This window comes from Thermoanaerobacter sp. A7A, assembly GCF_000445185.1.
Classification (GTDB): Bacteria; Bacillota; Thermoanaerobacteria; order Thermoanaerobacterales; family Thermoanaerobacteraceae; genus Thermoanaerobacter.
In genome coordinates this window covers 1-1462 of sequence record NZ_AVAF01000173.1, presented here as the reverse complement: position 1 = coordinate 1462, position 1462 = coordinate 1, and the positions used below count along the sequence as shown (strand labels likewise).

Annotated in this window: 5 protein-coding genes; 4 read left to right on the top strand and 1 reads right to left on the bottom strand. The window is 31.1% G+C overall.

Annotated elements, in window-relative coordinates; translation table 11 throughout:
- Positions 1-283: helix-turn-helix transcriptional regulator (locus M663_RS14940; RefSeq protein ID WP_273702757.1), on the bottom strand; the 283-nt coding region annotated here is incomplete at its 3' end.
- 151 nt (positions 284-434) lie between these two features.
- Here M663_RS14940 and M663_RS0113920 point away from each other — a divergent pair.
- The 4 genes from M663_RS0113920 to M663_RS0113905 form a co-directional block, all read left to right on the top strand.
- The gene (locus M663_RS0113920; protein ID WP_042805422.1) at positions 435-659 is read left to right on the top strand and encodes a helix-turn-helix transcriptional regulator; all 225 of its coding nucleotides are present in this window, start codon (positions 435-437) and stop codon (positions 657-659) included.
- 72 nt (positions 660-731) lie between these two features.
- Positions 732-1061: a helix-turn-helix domain-containing protein gene (locus tag M663_RS0113915; protein ID WP_029689366.1), complete on the top strand. Its 330-nt coding sequence runs from the start codon at positions 732-734 to the stop codon at positions 1059-1061.
- Positions 1061-1189, top strand: coding sequence for a hypothetical protein (locus tag M663_RS15770; RefSeq protein WP_273702756.1), 129 nt, complete (start codon positions 1061-1063; stop codon positions 1187-1189). Before M663_RS0113915 ends, M663_RS15770 begins: the two co-directional genes overlap by 1 nt.
- A 57-nt stretch (positions 1190-1246) precedes the next feature.
- On the top strand, positions 1247-1462 hold a 216-nt coding region (locus M663_RS0113905), incomplete at its 3' end, for a helix-turn-helix domain-containing protein (RefSeq protein WP_029689365.1).

The following is a 1462-nucleotide window of genomic DNA, read 5'->3' as shown; positions in this document are numbered from 1 at the left end:
TATCTTTTTCATCTTTCTCCGTAAGCTTTGGTTGCCATTCTCTAGATTTTTCTGCTTCAATATAACCAATTTGCTTAAGCAAATCATTTAACTCCATATTCATTGCTTGAGCTATCTTCTTAAGTGTTTTTATTGTAGGCATAACTTCTTTCCCTGACCGGGGGTCTATTCCGTTTTCTAAATTATTTATATAGGAATGACTTAAACCAGCTTTTTTTGCAAATTCTCTGAGAGACATTTTATTTTCTTCTCTGAATTTCTTTATCAATTCTCCTAGTTTCATTTTCATCACCTTAGTTTAATTATATGTAAATTATTGATTACAAACAAGAAAATTTTTTAATAATTTTGTACAACATACTTGACAAAATAGCAAGATGAATATATAATTAAAGTGTAAATAATAAAATACACAAAGCAAGGTGACTTAAATTATGAAGAACATAATAAAGAATATAAGGAAAGAGAAAGGAATCTCACAAACCCAACTAGCTAAACTTACTGGTATTTCACGGCCATACCTATCTGAAATAGAAAATGGTAAAGTTAATCCTAGCGCAAAGGTAATCTTAAAAATAGCAAAAGCATTAGGTACAGAGGTAGAAAAAATGTTCAATACTTATAATCAAGATGTAAATCATAATGTACAAAAGTCATAAAAATGTCAGAATGCTTTACAAAGCTATTATATCTCAAATCACACCTTTTTTAAACAAGGGAGGTAAAAAATCATGGATAACAGAATAACCATAAAATTTGAAGTTGACATTACGGACGTTATAAATCAAATCATTCAGGCGCTCAGTACTGTAGAAAAAGATAAAGAAGAACAAAAGCCTTTATCCCTACTTGATGCTTATACAATAGATGAAGCGGCAAAAGTGCTGGGTGTAAGCAGAAGTTATATGTATGAGCTTGCAAAGCATAAAGACTTTCCCTCACTAAAAGTACACGGCAAGAAAATAATAATTCCTAAAAAAGGCTTAGAAGAATGGATGCAGAAGAAATTTGAAGAAGAGAAAGGCAGCAGTAAAGTAGTTGCCATGGGAGGCAGAAGATAATGTGGATTGAGTTTAAGCCCATGAAAAATAAAGACTTACTCCTCAAAGTAGCAGAAAGACTTATGAAGGTAGCACAAATTAGAATAGAAAAAGCCGATGAAGGTTGGAAATTGATGATAAAAACCTAGTATATAGCCGTAGTATGCCCAAAATACGGAACAAAAAAGTTGCGGAGAGGGATTATTATGGACGTAGAAATAGTAAAAAAGTATTATTTTGAAGATAAATTAAAGATTGTGGAAATAGCAAAAATATTAGGAGTTAATAAATCTACAGTTTCAAGAGTTTTAAAGCAGTTTCCGGAATTTGAGAAAGAAAAAGAACGCCGCAAAAAAGAAAACGAAAAAAGAGCAAAAGAGTGGAGAAATGAGTATAAAAAGCAAAAAAGAAATGAAGAAAAG